11 protein-coding genes are annotated in these 15,760 nt (G+C 69.6%); 4 read left to right on the top strand and 7 right to left on the bottom strand.

What is annotated here, in order from left to right; all coding sequences use genetic code 11:
- The first annotated feature begins 6 nt into the window (after positions 1-6).
- Positions 7-1,254, top strand: coding sequence for a S1 family peptidase (locus tag AC1RGU_RS28925; protein WP_492699560.1), 1,248 nt, complete (start codon positions 7-9; stop codon positions 1,252-1,254).
- A 31-nt stretch (positions 1,255-1,285) separates the two neighbouring features.
- Here AC1RGU_RS28925 and AC1RGU_RS28920 read toward each other — a convergent pair whose 3' ends face one another.
- The 4 genes from AC1RGU_RS28920 to AC1RGU_RS28905 form a co-directional block, all read right to left on the bottom strand.
- The gene (locus AC1RGU_RS28920) at positions 1,286-1,660 is read right to left on the bottom strand and encodes a YXWGXW repeat-containing protein (protein WP_159279682.1); all 375 of its coding nucleotides are present in this window, start codon (positions 1,658-1,660) and stop codon (positions 1,286-1,288) included.
- Positions 1,661-1,772: 112 nt separating this feature from the next.
- Positions 1,773-3,044, bottom strand: coding sequence for a GDSL-type esterase/lipase family protein (locus AC1RGU_RS28915; protein WP_492740813.1), 1,272 nt, complete (start codon positions 3,042-3,044; stop codon positions 1,773-1,775).
- Positions 3,045-3,173: 129 nt separating this feature from the next.
- Positions 3,174-6,470, bottom strand: a complete 3,297-nt coding sequence (locus AC1RGU_RS28910; protein ID WP_492699564.1) for a carboxyl transferase domain-containing protein — start codon at positions 6,468-6,470, stop codon at positions 3,174-3,176.
- Between the two features lie 13 nt (positions 6,471-6,483).
- The gene (locus AC1RGU_RS28905; protein ID WP_492699566.1) at positions 6,484-8,127 is read right to left on the bottom strand and encodes an AMP-binding protein; all 1,644 of its coding nucleotides are present in this window, start codon (positions 8,125-8,127) and stop codon (positions 6,484-6,486) included.
- Positions 8,128-8,212: 85 nt separating this feature from the next.
- On the opposite strand from AC1RGU_RS28905, the gene AC1RGU_RS28900 reads away from it, so the two are divergent.
- The 3 genes from AC1RGU_RS28900 to AC1RGU_RS28890 all read left to right on the top strand — a co-directional run bounded on the left by AC1RGU_RS28900 (position 8,213) and on the right by AC1RGU_RS28890 (position 13,606).
- Positions 8,213-8,902, top strand: coding sequence for a TetR/AcrR family transcriptional regulator (locus tag AC1RGU_RS28900; RefSeq protein WP_492699568.1), 690 nt, complete (start codon positions 8,213-8,215; stop codon positions 8,900-8,902).
- A 32-nt stretch (positions 8,903-8,934) separates the two neighbouring features.
- Complete coding sequence (locus AC1RGU_RS28895) at positions 8,935-10,194, top strand: branched-chain amino acid ABC transporter substrate-binding protein (protein WP_159274664.1); 1,260 nt, start codon at positions 8,935-8,937, stop codon at positions 10,192-10,194.
- A gap of 193 nt (positions 10,195-10,387) precedes the next feature.
- Positions 10,388-13,606: a bifunctional cytochrome P450/NADPH--P450 reductase gene (locus tag AC1RGU_RS28890; protein ID WP_492699570.1), complete on the top strand. Its 3,219-nt coding sequence runs from the start codon at positions 10,388-10,390 to the stop codon at positions 13,604-13,606.
- Between the two features lie 75 nt (positions 13,607-13,681).
- On the opposite strand, the gene AC1RGU_RS28885 is transcribed toward AC1RGU_RS28890, so the two are convergent.
- The 3 genes from AC1RGU_RS28885 to AC1RGU_RS28875 form a co-directional block, all read right to left on the bottom strand.
- Positions 13,682-14,455 carry an esterase/lipase family protein gene (locus tag AC1RGU_RS28885; RefSeq protein ID WP_095950078.1) on the bottom strand — a complete coding sequence of 258 codons (774 nt, stop codon included), beginning with the start codon at positions 14,453-14,455 and terminating at the stop codon, positions 13,682-13,684.
- An 85-nt stretch (positions 14,456-14,540) separates the two neighbouring features.
- Positions 14,541-15,176, bottom strand: coding sequence for a TetR/AcrR family transcriptional regulator (locus AC1RGU_RS28880; protein WP_492699572.1), 636 nt, complete (start codon positions 15,174-15,176; stop codon positions 14,541-14,543).
- A gap of 30 nt (positions 15,177-15,206) precedes the next feature.
- Positions 15,207-15,707: a phasin family protein gene (locus AC1RGU_RS28875; RefSeq protein ID WP_492699574.1), complete on the bottom strand. Its 501-nt coding sequence runs from the start codon at positions 15,705-15,707 to the stop codon at positions 15,207-15,209.
- Positions 15,708-15,760: the final 53 nt, after the last annotated feature.

Raw genomic sequence — 15,760 nt, 5'->3', positions numbered from 1 at the left:
TCCCCGATGCGCCTGCAGCTTCCGCTTTTCGCCCTCGCTGCCGCTCTGGCAGCGCCCGCCACCTTCGCCCAGGACGCACGCGCCGGCGGCGCCCCGCTGGCGCCCGACGCGCTGTTCGCGCGCGTCTCGCCCAGCGTCTGGGTGGTGCAGGCCAGCGACGCCCAGGGCAAGGTCCTGGCCATCGGCAGCGCGGTGGCCACCGGCCCGGGCACGGCCGTCACCAGCTGCAAACTGCTGGCCAAGGCCAGCGCCGTGGCGCTGCGCCGTGACAACGTGAGCTACGGCGCCGCGCTGGAGCACCCGGACGTCGAACGCGACCTGTGCCAGCTGCGCATCGCGAACCTCGTGTCGCCGACGCTGGGCGTCGTGCCCACGGGGGCGCTGCAGGTCGGGATGCCGCTGTACGTCATCGGATCGCCGCGCGGGCGCGAACTCACGCTCGGCATTTCCATGCTCGGCGGCGTGCGCCGCAACGCCGCGGGCGCGCTCGAGTCGCTGCAGCTGGCCACGCCGACCGAGGCGGGCCTCGCCGGTGCCGGCCTGTTCGATGCGCAGGGTCGCCTGGTGGGACTCGTCGCCGGATCGGCCCCGGCGACCCTCGCCCTGCCGGCCGCATGGATCGCGGAACTGCCGACGCGCGGCCAGCGGGCCATCGAGCGCCTCGCCTCGCAGCCCGCGCCGGCCAGCGTGTCGCTGCAGCGCCCGAGCCTCGTGGAGTACCAGCTGCACGACCGCCTCACCAACACGTACCGCAAGGTGATCTACCGCGCGGACACGGCCACCACCTCGGACGACCGCCTCAGCTTCAACAACGGCGGCTGGATCGAGAAGCCGGGCGGCGAGGTGATCGGCGTCACGACGGCCGTGGCCGGCGAGTTCGACAGCGTCATGCCGCCGGGCGGCTGGGCCCGCCCGACCCTGGAACAGGACGCCGCCTGGGCCACGGAATACGACGCCACCATGGGCGGCACGCGCATCAAGATGGATCTGCGTGCCCACGTGGTGGACGACGCCGCCACGCTGCCGGTCAACGGCCGCGAGATGAAGGTGGTGAAGATCGACTACCGCGGCCACACCCAGCGCTTCGCGAACGCGGGCGCCTGGAGTGGCAACCAGTACGGGACCTACCGCGCCAGCGTGTGGTTCTCGCCGGAGCTGGGCCGCGTCGTCCGCTTCGAAGTGCAGACGCGCGGCGGCGCGAGCGGCGGCGCGTTCCAGGTCAGCGAAGTGCTCGAGCTGGTGAGCATCCGCTAGCCCCGGGCGCGCGCCGCGCGCTCTCTATCGATCAATTGCGGTACGGGTTGTCCGGACGCCGGTCCTGGCGGTTCGGCACGCCGTCGCCGTCGCGGTCCCAGCGGCCGCGGTTGTATTCCCAGCGGCCATTGTTCTCGCGCCATTCCGGCGCGCGGTAGGCATAGCCCGGGCGTGCGCGCACGTACATGCCGCGCACCCACACATGGCGACCGCCACGCCACTCATAGTGGCCCGGCGACCACACGTAGCCGCGACGCGGCGGCGGCATGCGCTCGTAGCGCGGCGGGGGCGGCGGCCCCTGGATGGTGATCACCGCCTGCGCCTGCGCGGCCGTGGGAACGGCCAGGGCGCCCACCGACAGCAGCGAAGCGGCACCGATGGAAAGAGCGACTGCGAGTGTTTTCATGAGAAAGCCCCATGGTTGTTGGAGGAGCCTTCATGCTGCCGGGACCGTGTGAAGCGCCTGTAAGCGCTGCGCGAAATCTTGTGTAGAGCTGTTTCGCTGCCGCAGACGCGCTTTATTCCTGCAATTCGCGCAGGTCGATGGCCGCGGCCATGGCCGCGTGGCCGGCGCGGTTGGGATGCAGGTGATCGCCGCTGTCGAATGTCGGATTCAGCTGACGCGGCGCGGCCGGGTCGCGCAGCACGGCATCGAAGTCGACCACGCCATCGACATCCTGGCGGCTGCGCACCCAGCGGTTCACGGCCTCGCGCATGGCCTCGTTGGCGTCGGTGCCGTAGATCGTGTTGCCGAAGGGCGGCACGGTGCCCAGCAGCACCTTCACGCCCTTGGCGCGCGCCTGCTTGACGAGCTGCCCCAGGCCCTCGGTGACGCGCTCGGTCGTGGGCACGTCGTGCGGCGGCACCTTCAGGCCGGGGATGCCCGCGAAGATGGCGCGGCCGATGTCGTTGGTGCCCAGCAGCACGATGACGTGCGTCACGCCGCTCTGGCCCAGCGCGTCGCGCGCAAAGCGCGACAGGCCGTCGGGGCCGATGCCGTTCACCAGCAGCCGGTTGCCGCCGATGCCGGCGTTGATCACCGACACCGCGTGCGCGGCCTGCGGGCTGTCGCGCAGCCGCGTGGCGAGCATGTCGGGGTACGAACCGTCGCCCGACTCGCCGCCGCCCGCGGTGATCGAGTCGCCGAACGCAACGACGGTGCGCACAGGTCGGGTGGTGAGCACATCGAGCCCTGTCACGATGTGGCTCATCGGCAGCGCCACCGCCTTCGACAGCCGGGGCGCCGAGACGGCGTTGCCTTGCGCCAGCCAGCCCGTGTCGCTGGACAGCAGGTACATCGTGGCGAACGGTGTCGCGCGGTCGAGAAAAAGACTCACGGCCACGGCCTGGCCCGCCGCAACGTTCAGCGCCACGCCGTCGCTCCATGCTTCCGCGCCCGGCGCCACGGTGACGGTGGCGCGGCCGCCGAAACGCAGCGTGCGCAACGAGGCCGGCGAGATGGCGTCGCCGCCCGTGCCCAGTGCCACGGTGGCGGCGGCGATGCGCAGCGGCGTCTTGCCGAAGCGGTTCGACACCCGCACGCGGATGCGCTCGCCGTCGATCGTCGGGCGCATCATCTGGCGCAAGGTCTGGCCGCGGAACACATGGTCGCCCGGTCCGCCGATGGCGGCCGTGGCGGGGTTCGCATCCAGCTCGGCGAAGTCGAGCACCGCCACGGCCCAGCTCGCCACCCAGCGCGCCTCGGCCGGCTGGCGTGCCGCCTGCTCGACCTTCTCCGCCCACACCGCCTGCACGCCCACGAGCAGCACCGCAAGGCCGAAAACGGCCATCCAGTGTGCAGGGGAAAAGGCGGCGTCGCGCAGACGGACGCGCCAGCGGGCAAGAAGCTTCATGCGTGCAAAAGCGGCCCAGTGTACGGAGCCGCCTTGCCCGCGCCAGTGACGAGGTCTAACCTAAAGTTACCAAGTGTCGACGTACGCCGAGACCGCCTCGGCCGGCCGCGTGGCCGACGCCAGGCCGCGCACCAGCCAGGTGCGCGTGTCGGCCGGGTCGATCACCGCGTCGATCTCCAGCGTCTGCGCCATGTGGATCGCCTCGCCGTTCGCGTACTGCTGCGCCACCAGTTGCTTGAACAGCGCGTCGCGCTCGGCGCCCTCGGGCACGGCCGCGAGTTCCTTGCGAAAGCCCAGTCGCACCGCACCTTCGAGGCCCATCGCGCCGAACTCGCCGGTGGGCCAGGCCACGGTGAACACGGGCGCATCGAAGCCGCCGGCGGTCATGGCCTGCGCACCCAGGCCGTAGCCCTTGCGCAGCACCACCGCGAAGAAAGGCACGCGCAAGTGCGAGGCCACCATGAACATGCGGCACACGTGGCGCACCTGCGCCTGCGCCTCGACCTCGGGCCCGACCATGAAGCCGGGCGTGTCGCACAACGACACGATCGGTAACCCGTGGGCATTGCACAGTTGCATGAAGCGTGCGGATTTGTCGGCCGCCTCCACGTCGATCGCGCCGCCCAGGTGGTGCGGGTTGTTCGCCATGAGGCCGACCGGCTTGCCCTCGATGCGCGCCAGCGCCGTGACGATGCCCGCGCCGAAACCCGCGCGCAACTCGAGCAGCGAGCCGGTGTCGGCCACGCCGCGCATCGCGGCGCGCACGTCGTACACGCGCAGGCGGTTCTCGGGCACGACGTGGCGCAGCGTGCGCGGATCGGCGCACTGCCAGTCGGTGGTTGCCCCTTGGAAGTACGACAGGTACTGCTTGGCCGCAGCGACTGCTGCCGCTTCGTCTTCCACCAGGATGTCGATCACGCCGTTGCGCGACTGCACGCTGCTCGGCCCGATCTGCTCGGGCGCGAAGGTGCCCAGGCCGCCGCCTTCGATCATCGCGGGGCCGCTCATGCCGATGTTGCTGCCCTTGGTGGCAATGATCACGTCGGCGCAGCCCAGCAGCGCCGCGTTGCCCGCGAAGCAGCGGCCATGCACGATGCCGACCACCGGCACCTTGCCCGACAGCGCCGCGAACTGGCTGAAGGTGTGGTTGTTCAGGCCCGCGACGATCGGCATGTCGGTGTCGCCCGGCCGCCCGCCCCCGCCCTCGGCGAACAGCACCACCGGCAGCTTGAGCTGGTGCGCCACCGCGAGCAGCCGGTCGGTCTTGTGGTGGTTGCGCATGCCCTGCGTGCCGGCCAGCACGGTGTAGTCGTAGGCCAGCACCGCGCAGCGCGATTTCTCGGGGCCGAACTGCTTCGCGTTGACGCTGCCCAGGCCGGTCACCATGCCGTCGGCCGGCGTGTTGGCGATGAGGTCTTCGAGCGAGCGGCGGCGCGTCTGCGCGGCGATGGCGAGCGCGCCGTACTCGATGAAGTTGCCCGGGTCGCCGGCCATGTCGCACAGGTCGGCGATGTTCTCGCGCGCGGTGCGACCGCCCTGCGCATGCCGCTTGTCGACCGCCGCCTTGCGGTTCGCATCGAGCGTGGGCGCATGGCGGTCGATGACCTTCTGCAGGTCGGGACGGATCGCGTCGAGGTCGTGCGCGACGCGCGCCTGCGCTTCGACGCCCTGCGCATCGACGGCCTCCAGCCGCACCAGCGACTGGCCTTCGACGAGGTAGTCGCCTGGCGCGGCCAGAAGTGCCAGCACGCGGCCGGCCACGGGCGCGTGCAGCAGGTGCTCCATCTTCATGGCCTCGAGCACGCCCAGCTGCGCGCCGGCGGGCAGCACGTCGCCCACCGCGACCTCGAACTGCACCAGCTTCGCGGGCATCGGCGCCTTGACGGTGAGGCCGTCGTCGTCGGCCTCGTCCTGCACCGGCGCGCTCGCGGCGGCGGGCGCGGTGACCTTCTTCGTGTGCTTTTCAAATGCCTTCGCGTCGGCGAGCAGATCGCCGAGGTGCGCTTCCACGAAGCGCGTGTGCACCGCCTGCGTCGCGAACTCGGGCCGCGCGGCAATGGCGCACAGCAGCGGCAGGTTGGTGGCGATGCCGTCGATGTGGCATTCGTCGAGCGCGCGCAGCGAGCGGCGCAGCGCGTCCGCGAAACGCGGCGACGGCGAATGCACGATGAGCTTGGCCAGCAGCGTGTCGTAGTGCGGCGAAGGCGCCAGGCCTGCGTAGCCGTGCGTGTCGACGCGCACGCCGGGGCCGGCGGGCAGGTCGAAGCGCGCGAGCGTGCCGCCCGCGGGGCGCGCGTTGCCCTGCGCATCGAGCGTCTCGGCGTTGATGCGCCACTGCACCGCGAAGCCGCGCTGCGGCGCCGTGCGGCCGGCCTCCACGCCGAGCGCGTCCAGCGTGTCGCCCGAAGCGACGGCGATCTGTAGCTGCACGAGGTCCAGCCCCGTCACCGCCTCGGTCACCGTGTGCTCGACCTGCAGGCGCGGGTTCGCCTCGATGAAGACGAAAGGCAGGGTGGTCGACGCGGCATCGACCAGGAATTCAAAGGTGCCGAGGCCGCGATAGCCCACGGCCTTGGCCATGCGCAGCGCGGCCTGCGTGACCTGCGCGCGCAGCGGCTCGGGCAGCGAGGGGCTGGGCGCGATTTCGACCAGCTTCTGGAAGCGGCGCTGCAGCGTGCACTCGCGCTCGCCGAGGCTGGCCACGGCGTGGCCGTCGCCGAGCACCTGCACCTCGATGTGCCGCGCGTTGCGCATCAGGCGCTCGACGTACACGCCCTCGATGCCGAACGCCGCCTTGGCTTCGGACATGCAGCGCGCGTGCGCCTCGGGCAGTTCGTCGGCCGTGAGCACGGCACGCATGCCGCGCCCGCCGCCGCCGCCGATGGCCTTGACCATCACGCCCGCGCCCTGCGCGTGCTGCTCGGCGAAGAAGGCCTGCGCCTGCGCAAGCGTCACCGCGCCGGCGCTGCCGGGCATCACGGGCACGTCGCACTGTGCAGCCAGTTCGCGGGCGCGGGCCTTGTCGCCGAACAGGCCGAGCTGCTCCGGCGTGGGGCCGATGAAGACCAGGCCCGCGTCGGCGCAGGCCTGTGCGAAGTCGGCGCGCTCGCTGAGGAAGCCGTAGCCGGGATGCACCGCATCGCAGCCTTGCGCCTTCGCCACGGCGATCAACGCGGCCACGTCGAGGTAGGCCGAAGGGCCGGTCGCGTCGAGCGCCACCGCCACGTCGGCCAGCTGCACATGCAGCGCAACGGCATCGTCGCGCGCATGCACCGCCACGCTGGCGATGCCCAGGTCGCGCAGCGCGCGCACCAGGCGCACGGCGATCTCGCCGCGGTTGGCAATCAGAACTTTGGAAAACACGCGAGGAAGCCTTTCAGGTCTTGTCTTTGAGCAGGCGGCGCAGCACCTTGCCCGCGCCCGTGGTGGGCAATGCATCGATGAAGCTCACGGCGCGCGGCGCCTTGTAGCTCGCCATGTTCTCGCGCGCCCAGGCCACGAGCGCGTCGGCCTCGAGCGCGGCGCCGGGCTTGCGCACGATGAAGGCCTTCACGACCTCGCCCTTCTCGGGGTCGGGCTGCGCGATGACCGCCGCCTGCGCCACCGCCGGGTGCTTGATGAGGATGGTCTCGACCTCTTCGGGGAACACGCTGTAGCCCGAGACCTTGATCATTTCCTTGAAGCGGCCGATGAAGGTGAGGTAGCCGTCGGCGTCGAGCTTGCCCATGTCGCCCGTGTGCACCCAGCCGTTGCGCAAGGTGGCGGCCGTGGCTTCGGGCTTGTTCCAGTAGCCCTTGAACGAGCCGGCGCTGGTGAGCACGATCTCGCCGACCTCGCCCGTGGGCATGTCGGCCTGGGTCTCGGTGTCGATGATGCGGATGGTCACGCCCGGCACCGGCACGCCCTGCGTGCCCCAGCGCGGCGCCACGTGCGGCGTGTAGGTGTCGCAGGTGTGGGTTTCGCTCAGGCCGTAGGCGGCCTCGAACGAGCTGCAGTGGTTGGCGTGCGAGCGCCACTGCGCGGCCAGCGGCTCGGTGAAGGCGATGCCGAAGCTGGTCACGGGGTTCATCTTCAGGCTCGACAGGTCGAAGCGGGCGATGTCGGGCACCTGCATGCAGGCCACGTTCATCGGCGCGATGCTGTACCACCAGCTGACGTCGTAGCGGTCGATGGCCTGCAGCACGGCGCGCGGATCGAAGCGGTGCATCAGCACCGAGGCCGCGCCGCTGAGCACGGGCACGTTGACGCCCATCAGCATGCCTGCGATGTGGTACAGCGGCGCGATCGACAGCAGCACGTCGTCCGGCCCCACGCCGTTGCAGTCGGCCGCGGCGCGCGTCTTGAAGAGCGCGTTGCCGTAGCTGAGCATCGCGCCCTTGGGCAGCCCGGTGGTGCCCGAGGTGTAGGTCATGAGCGCGATGTCGTCCATGTCGATGGCGACGGGCTGCGGCGTGGCGCCGCTGCGCATCACGGCGAGGAAGTCCTCGCAGCCTTCGGGCACGGTGCGTTCGGCCGTGCGCTCGGCGGCCAGTTCGGCCGGCAGGTCGAGCGTGGGCTCGGCGGGCAGCAGGTCGGCGTAGTGCACCACGAACACGTGGGCCAGTGCGCTCTCGGCCTGCACCTTGCGCACCACCGGCACGAGCGGCGCGGCCGCGACGATCACGCGCGCCTTCAGGTCGTTGACCTGGTAGGCCAGCTCGTGCTCCTTGTTGAGCGGCCCGCTCGGGCAGACGATGGCGCCGATCTTCTGGATGCCGAAGTGCGCCACCAGGTACTGCGGGCAGTTGTTGAGGAACAGCACCACGGGTTCGCCCTTGGCCACGCCCAGAGCCTGCAGGCGCGCGGCGAAGGCGTCGCTCGCGCGGTCGAGCTCGGCCCAGCTCAGGGCCTGGCCGTACCAGAGGCAGGCGGTGGCGTCGCCGCGCGTGCGTGCGTGGTCGCGCAGGTAGGCGTGCAGGGGCTGCTGCACGCGCGGCGGCAGTTCCTTCAAGCGTTGCGGAATGGCGGGCGTTGTCTCCATGGCGTCACTTTCTCAGGGTTATCGATAGCCGCCTGCGCAGGGCCGGCGCTTGCCAATGCGGCATGGTGCACGAACAATCCTACCCATGGGTATAACTTCCGCGACACCGAACAAACCCTCTGCCACGCACACGGCGCTGGCGGCGCAGCCGCACCTGCCGCAGGGCACGGGCCGCCAGCGCGCAGCCACGCAGGGCACCGACCTGCAGCGCGAGCGCATCCTGCAGGCGGCGGCGCAGCTGTTTGCCGCGCAGGGCTACGCCAACACGACCATGGCGCAGATCGTGCGCGAGCTGGGCGTGACCAAGCCCTTCGTGTACTACTACTTCCGCGACAAGCAGGAGATCTTCGAAACGCTGTCGTGGCGCCCCGCGGTCGACTGCTTCACCGCGCTCGACTTCGCCGCCGCCGACCCGCGCCGCGCGAGCGAGAAGGTGATGGAAGGCATCGAGGGGCTGATCCGCGCCACCATCGCGCACCACCCGGTGGCCTTCTTCGCGTACCGCGAGCCGCAGGTGTACCGCCCCGAATACCTCGAAGCGCAGAAGAAGCTCGCACATCACTTCTATGACCTGCTGTGCCCGCTGCTCGAAGAAGCCCGGCGCGACGGCGACCTCGACTTCGACGAGACCAAGATCACCGCGCTCGCGGCCTGCAGCCTGCCGGGCTTTCTCTACAGCTGGTACCGCCCCAACGGGCGCCTCTCGCCCGACGAGGTGGTGGCACAGCTCACGAAGCTGGCCAGCCGCGTGATCGGGCTGCGCGCGAAGCACTGATTCCGTCTTTCACACACCCTCCGGAGACACCCATGAAGCTCACGCATGCGCCCCTGGCGCGGATCGCCCTTGCCTCTTTGTTTGCCATCGCCGGCACGGCAGCGCAGGCCCAGCAGCCGACCTACAAGATCGCCTACATCGATCCGCTGTCGGGCCCGTTCGCCAACGTGGGCGAGCTGATGCTCATGCACACGCAGTACGCCATCGAGGACATCAACGCCAAGGGCGGCGTGCTCGGCGGCATGAAGCTGCAGCTGCTGCAGTTCGACAGCAAGCTCTCGGCGCAGGAAAGCCAGAGCGCGCTGCAGGCGGCGATCGACCAGGGCGCCAAGGCGATCGTCACGGGCGGCTCGGGCTCGTCGGTGGTGACGGCGCTGGTGCTGGCCGTGGCGCGCTGGAACCAGCGCAACCCGGGCAAGGAGCTGATCGTGCTGAACCACTCGTCGATCGACCCCGAGATGACCGGCAAGGGCTGCAGCTTCTGGCACTTTCAGACCGAGGCCAACACGGCAATGAAGATGAAGGCACTGGCCAACTACATCAAGAAGACGCCGGACGTGAAGAAGGTCTACCTGCTGAACCAGGACTATGCCCACGGCAAGCAGTGGGCCAGCTACGGCCGCCAGCTGGTGGGCCTGGCACGCCCCGACATCCAGTTCGTCGGCGAGACGCTGCACCCCATCGGCCGCGTGAAGGACTTCGCGCCCTACATCGCCAACATCAAGCAAAGCGGTGCCGACTCGGTCATCACCGGCAACTGGGGCCAGGACATGACGCTGCTGCAGAAGGCCGCGGGCGACGCGGGCTACAACCTGCGCTACTTCAACCACAGCGCGGGCTCGGTGCCGGGCACCGTCACGGCCGTGTCGCAGGCCAAGACGGGGCAACTCACCTGGGTGGCCGAATGGCACCCGGGCCAGGCCGACACGCCGAAGGTCGACGCGCTGGCCAAGGCCTACAAGGCCAAGACCGGCAAGGACTTCCTCGCGCCGCGCATCGACCTGACGCCGCGCCTGCTGGCCGCCGCCATCGCCAAGGCCGGCAGCGCCGACACGGTGAAGGTGGCGCGTGCCCTCGAAGACCTGAGCTTCGACTCGGTGGTGGGCCCGGTGCGCATGCGCGGCGAAGACCACCAGCTGCTGCTGCCGCAGGTGGTGAACACCATCGCGCCGGTGGACGGCAAGGCGGTGAAGACGGGCTGGGAAGGCACCAACTACGGCTTCCGCACCGATGCGGTCTATACCGGGAACGAGCTGGCGCAAGGCACCGACTGCAAGATGGTTCGACCCTGACTGAGTTCTTTCGGGGGACGTGCTCGGGCCACTGTGAATGACGATCACGCTGACGGCGTGATCGCCCCCTGCGCCGCGTCATTGTTTCCTAGGGAAACCCCGTCCTGCCCACCCCCTGTGCCATCGGGATACTCCGGATTCGCATCCCGGACATCCGAAGCGGGTCCATACCGAAGGCACAACAAGGTACACCATGGCAGGAAAGAACTCGCTCCATCCGATCCCCCATCCGGCGAAGAAACCCTTCGTCGGCAATCTGCTGTCCATCGGCTCCGACTCGCCGGTGCTCGACATGTGGAAGATCGCGCAGGACCTCGGCGGCATCTACTGGCTCGACATGCCGGGCATGCCGGTGATCGTGGTGTCGTCGCCCGCGCTGGTCGACGAGCTGTGCGAAGAGCCGCGCTTCGACAAGAGCACGCGCGGCGCACTGCGGCGGCTGCGTGCCGCGTCGCACGGCCTGTTCACGTCCGACACGCACGAGGAGACGTGGTCGAAGCCGCACAACATCCTCTTGGCCAACTTCAGCCAGCGCGCGATGCAGGCCTACCACCCGATGATGCTGGACATCGCGGGGCAGCTGGTCACCAAGTGGGAGCGGCTCAATTTCGATGAAGAGGTGGACGTGGTGCGCGACATGACCGCGCTCACGCTGGACACCATCGGCCTGTGCGGCTTCGGCTACCGCTTCAACTCGTTCTACCGCGAGGGCTTCCATCCTTTCGTCGATGCGATGGTGCGCACGCTGGAGACAGTGCAGAACCGGCGCGGCATTCCGCTCGAGGAGCTGATGCTCAAGAAGGAGCTGGCGCAGCAGCGCAAGGACATCCGCTACATGCACAAGATGGTGGAAGACATCATCGAGGAGCGGCGCGCCAGCGGCGCCGACATCGCCACCAAGCCCGACCTGCTGAGCTACATGATCGCGGGCGTGGACAAGAAGAGCGGCGAGAAGCTCACCGACAAGATGATCCGCGACGAGTGCATCGAATTCCTCATCGCGGGCCACGAGACCACCAGCGGCCTGCTGTCGTTCGCCATCTACTTCCTGCTGAACAACCCCGAGGCGATGGCCAAGGCGCAGGCCGAGGTCGACAGCGTGTTCGGCGGCGACACCACGCAAAAGCCCACCTACGCGCAGGTCAACCGGCTGCAGTACGTGATGCAGGTGCTGAAGGAATCGCTGCGCCTGTACCCGACCGCGCCCGCGATCTCGATGCGCGCGAAGGAAGACACCAAGATCGGCGGCCAGTACACGATCAAGAAGAACAACATGGTCATCATGCATGCGCTCGCGCTGCACCGTGACAAGGGCATCTGGGGCGAAGACGCCGACCAGTTCAACCCCGACCACTTCAGCCGCGAGGCCGAGCGCGAGCGGCCGGTGAACGCCTTCAAGCCCTTCGGCAACGGACAGCGCGCCTGCATCGGGCGGCAGTTCGCCCTGCAGGAGGCGGTGCTCACGCTGGGCATGATCCTGCAGCGCTTCAACCTCGTCGATCACACGGGCTACAAGCTCAAGATCAAGGAAGCGCTGACGATCAAGCCCGAGAACTTCAAGATCAAGGCGCTGCTGCGCGACCCGGCCTCGCGCCCGCGCGGCAACGCAGAGGCGACGGCCGCGCCCGCCACGCCGACGAAGCCCGCCGCGCGCAAGCCGCAGGCGGCGCGCCACGGCACCTCGCTGCTGGTGCTGCAGGGCTCCAACCTCGGCACGGCCGAAGACCTGGCGCGCCAGCTGGCCGAGGCCGGCGAGCTGCGCGGCTTCTCGACCCAGCTGGCCTCGCTCGACGACTACGCCGAGCGGCTGCCGGCCAGCGGCGCGGTGGCGATCGTCTGCGCCTCGTACAACGGCGTGGCGCCCGACAACGCGGCGGAGTTCCACCGCTGGCTCGACAAGGCCGACGACTCGCTCAACGGCGTGCGCTTCAGCGTCTTCGGCTGCGGCAACACCGACTGGGCCGCCACCTACCAGGCGGTGCCGCGCCGCATCGACGAACGGCTGGAAGCCTTGGGCGCCGACCGCGTGCACGCGCGCGGCGAAGGCGATGCGCGCGAGGACATGGACGGCGCCTTCCAGGACTGGAGCGACGCGCTGTGGCCCGCGCTGGTGAAGACCTTCGACATCAAGAACGGCGCCGACACGCCGGCCGAGGCCGAGCCGCTGTACACGCTCGAAGAGCTGCCACCGCCGCAGAAGAACGCGCTGGTCGATGCGCTGGGCGCCGTGCCGCTGCGCGTGATCGAGAACCGCGAACTGCAAAGCGCCGGCGCCAACGGCGAGGCCGGGCGCTCCACGCGCCACGTCGAGCTGACGCTGCCCGAGGGCGTGAACTACGTGCCCGGCGACCACCTGAGCGTGGTGCCGCGCAACAGCCCGGCGCAGGTCGAGCGTGCGATGGCGCGCTTCGGCTTCGACCGCTCGGCGCACGTGCGCCTGTCGGCCGTGCCAGGCCGCAAGGCGGCGCTGCCGGTCGACCAGGTCATCGCTGTCGATCGCCTGCTGGGCGACTACGTCGAGCTGCAGGACGTGGCCACGCGCAAGCAGATCGCCACGCTCGCGGCGCACACCGAGTGCCCGTTCACCAAGCCGAAGCTGCAGGCGCTGTCGGGCAGCGACGAGGCCTCGCAGGCCGCGTACAAGGCCGAGGTGCTGCACAAGCGCAAGTCGCTGCTGGAGCTGCTCGAAGAGCACCGCGCCTGCCAGGTGCCGTTCGCGGTGTTCCTGGAAATGCTGTCGCCGCTGTCGCCGCGCTACTACTCGATCTCCTCGTCGCCGACGATGACGCCGGGGCGCTGCAGCGTGACGGTGGGCGTGGTGAGTGCGCCCGCGATGTCGGGCAAGGGCACCTTCGAGGGCGTGTGCTCCAACTTCCTGGCGCGCGCCGAGGCCGGCGACACGGTGCACGGCGTGATCCGCGAGACCACGGCCGAGGGCTTCCGCCTGCCGGAAGACGCCAACCGGCCGCTCATCATGATCGGTCCGGGCACCGGCCTGGCGCCGTTCCGCGGCTTCCTGCAGGCGCGCGCGGCGCAGGTCGAACGCGGCGACGCGCTGGGCGAGGCGATGCTGTTCTTCGGCTGCCGCCATCCCGAGCAGGACTTCATCTACGCCGAAGAGCTGCAGGCCTGGTCGCACCGCGGCCTGATGAAGCTGCACACGGCCTTCTCGCGCGCCGGCGACCGCAAGGTCTACGTGCAGGACCTGATCCGCGAACAGGGCGCGGCCGTGTGGAAGCTGCTCGAAGCCGGCGCCGTGGTGTACGTGTGCGGCGACGGCTCGCGCATGGAACCCGATGTGCGGCGCACGCTCAGCGACCTCGCGCGCGAGCACGGACAGGACAGCGCGGCGTGGATGGACAAGATGATTGCCGAGCAGCGCTATGTGCTCGACGTGTGGGCCGGGGCCTGAAGAGCCCACTCCGGAGCCCCAAAGAAGAAGACCGGCATTCGCCGGTCTTTTTTATTGGGGAGCGTTCGCCTCAGGTCAGACGTTGCGATCCGGGTCCGGGTACACCAGCGGCCCGAGCATGCCGCGGTTGAACGGCTTCCACTCGCCCTCGGGCTGCGCCAGCCGATCGGCCACCGCATAGAGCACAGCCGGGTGCGCGCCGAGCCCCAGGTGGCTCGCCACCACCTCGATGTTCTCGGACTGCGGGCCGGTCTTCTCGAGGCTGCAGCGCCATGCGACGACACCGTCGGTGCGGCTGAAGATCGAGGTCGTGGGCACGGGCGGCGTGGGTTCGACGAACTTCATGCGGCGCGGGTCGTGCGAGCTCTGGCCGCTCACGCCCTCGTACACACGCCAGGCGTTGGTGGCGCGCGGGCTGCCCGAGAACGGGCTGCCGAGCGTGATCACGTTGCGGATGAGGTCCTTCTGCGCCGAAGCCAACAGCCGCGCGTACACGCCGCCCAGGCTCCAGCCGATCACGCTGACCTTCTGGCCGCTTTTGTCGGCCAGGGTCTTGAGCAGGTCGACCATGCCGTCTTCGACGCCGGCGCGCGGGCCCAGGTTGCGGCCCTGGCCCCAGCCGTGCGCGTCGTAGCCGCGGCTGCACAGGTAGCGGCGCAGCAGCAGCGTGGACACGTCGCTGGCCACCAGGCCCGGCAGCACGAGCACGGGGTGCCCGTCGCCACGCGGCGCGAGCTGCAGCAGCGGCCACATGGCGAGGCCGGCGCCGGTTTCCCAGAGGGCGCGCGCTTCGGCCAGCAAGAGCAGGCGCGACGGCGGTGCGATGGGTTCGTGGGTGGCGGTGGTCATGATGGCGGCTTCCTTTCTGTTTCTTTCTTCTGTAGGACGACGATGGGGGTGCGAAGTTGCATTCCCCGTCGGACGACGACTTCATTTATCCGAGGTATTTGCCCCTCAGGTAATCAAGATAAGCCCTCGATTCGCTGGAAACATACGGAGAAACCAGCGTGAGTGTGTAGAAAGCCGCCAAACCGGGGTCGGCCTGCGCCAAGGCGTCGCGTCCCGGCACCAGCCGTTCGAACGAGAGCCAGCAGGTGGTGGTGAAGACCATCTGCAGCGCGAGGATGCGCGCCTGCTCGGCGCTGGTCTCGATCACGCCCGAGGCCACCAGCCCTTCGCACAGCGTCTGGGCCGCCAGCAGGTTCTGCGCGGTCATGGCCTGGGCGCGCTGCCCCAGGGCCGGGTACTCGCTGGCCAGGAAGGCCATGTCGCGATAGATGAAGCGGTACTCGTCGATGGCCTCGAAGCGCAGGTGCAGCGCGAGCCACAGGTCATCGATGGCGGCAATGGCCGCCGACGAGCCGTTGAGCACCTCGAGCCGCTGCTCGAAGCGCCGGAACAGCCATTCGACGATCAGCTGCTTGGCCTTGAAGTGGTAGTGCAGGTTGCCCGGGCTCATGCCGAGTTCGGCCGCGATCTTGTGCGTGGACACGGCCGGAAGACCTTCCGCGTTGAACAGCGCAAGGCTGGTCTGCAGGATGCGATCGCGCGTGGTGTTGGAGCTGGCCACAAGCGGCGTGTTGCGTGCGTTGCGTGCCGCTCAGCGCTTGCCGCCGGAGCCACTTGAACTGGACGGTTTCTCGAGTCTGGCGAGGCGTTCGCGCAACTGCGCCACCTCGTCGCGCAGGGCCTGCACCTCGTCGGCGCTGGGCATGCCCAGGCGTTGCAGGGCGGTGGCGACACGCTGGTCGAACACATCCTCGAACTTGCGGATGCCGAAGGTGTCCAGGCTGGGAAAGCCGCGCGTCAGCGCCGCCTTGGCACCGGCTGCGTCGGCCTTGCCGTGCCCGATGCCGAGCAGGCCTTCAATCACGTTGGCCTGGCGCTTGGCGACATCGTTGCGCACGTTGTCCAGCGCCTTGAGGCCGGCGCGCAGCAGCGCTTCGGCCTTGTTGGTGCCGGCCGCCGCGGTGTCCGCGGGCGGTGCTTTCGCAGCCGGCGCCGCCTTGCGGGGCGCGGCCTTCTTCTTCGCCGCCGGAGCCTTCTTCGCAGGCGCCGCCCTCTTCTTCAACTTGGCAGTGTCATCGGGACGGGTCGCCATGCGGTGGTGCTCCAGGGGCGGTAGAAATGAAAAGGGCGCGGTCAGCGCCCCGG

The organism is Variovorax sp. GW823-FHT02B07 (genome assembly GCF_058797695.1).
The sequence above is the reverse complement of the archived record's forward strand: the minus strand, read 5'-3'. Positions and strand labels throughout refer to the sequence as shown.

What these genes read in the sequence shown, in the direction of transcription:
- AC1RGU_RS28925 (WP_492699560.1), top strand. Translation starts at nt 7, where the DNA reads ATGCGCCTGCAGCTTCCGCTTTTCGCCCTCGCTGCCGCTCTGGCAGCG.
- AC1RGU_RS28920 (WP_159279682.1), bottom strand. Translation starts at nt 1,660, where the DNA reads ATGAAAACACTCGCAGTCGCTCTTTCCATCGGTGCCGCTTCGCTGCTG.
- AC1RGU_RS28915 (WP_492740813.1), bottom strand. Translation starts at nt 3,044, where the DNA reads ATGGCCGTTTTCGGCCTTGCGGTGCTGCTCGTGGGCGTGCAGGCGGTG.
- AC1RGU_RS28905 (WP_492699566.1), bottom strand. Translation starts at nt 8,127, where the DNA reads ATGGAGACAACGCCCGCCATTCCGCAACGCTTGAAGGAACTGCCGCCG.
- AC1RGU_RS28900 (WP_492699568.1), top strand. Translation starts at nt 8,213, where the DNA reads ATGGGTATAACTTCCGCGACACCGAACAAACCCTCTGCCACGCACACG.
- AC1RGU_RS28895 (WP_159274664.1), top strand. Translation starts at nt 8,935, where the DNA reads ATGAAGCTCACGCATGCGCCCCTGGCGCGGATCGCCCTTGCCTCTTTG.
- AC1RGU_RS28890 (WP_492699570.1), top strand. Translation starts at nt 10,388, where the DNA reads ATGGCAGGAAAGAACTCGCTCCATCCGATCCCCCATCCGGCGAAGAAA.
- AC1RGU_RS28885 (WP_095950078.1), bottom strand. Translation starts at nt 14,455, where the DNA reads ATGACCACCGCCACCCACGAACCCATCGCACCGCCGTCGCGCCTGCTC.
- AC1RGU_RS28875 (WP_492699574.1), bottom strand. Translation starts at nt 15,707, where the DNA reads ATGGCGACCCGTCCCGATGACACTGCCAAGTTGAAGAAGAGGGCGGCG.